The organism is Proteus myxofaciens ATCC 19692 (assembly GCF_001654855.1).
Classification (GTDB): domain Bacteria; phylum Pseudomonadota; class Gammaproteobacteria; order Enterobacterales; family Enterobacteriaceae; genus Proteus; species Proteus myxofaciens.
The window spans coordinates 1-232 of sequence record NZ_LXEN01000244.1; the positions used below are offsets into that span (position 1 = coordinate 1).

The 232-nt window shown below is 37.5% G+C and carries 1 protein-coding gene; it reads right to left on the minus strand.

Annotation, left to right across the window (positions count from 1 at the left end; translation table 11 throughout):
• Positions 1–213 (minus strand): TetR/AcrR family transcriptional regulator (locus tag M983_RS16795; RefSeq protein WP_157091996.1); only part of this gene is annotated, 213 nt, incomplete at its 3' end.
• Positions 214–232: the final 19 nt, after the last annotated feature.

Sequence of the window (232 nt, forward strand, 5' to 3'; positions counted from 1 at the left end):
ATTAAAACGGGTTTCATAATGACCTTCCCAATGTTCAAACATGGCATCAATCATGGCCTCTTTACTACTAAAACAATATTGCACACCACCTTTAGAAATGCCCATTTTTTTTGCAACAGTATCAATGGTTAAAGCCGCAGCCCCTTGCTCCATAACAATGTCAAAAATTGCATCAAGTAGTTTATCTCTGTCAATCGTTCGTTGGCGTCCCATTTAAAAAAACCTCTTTTCA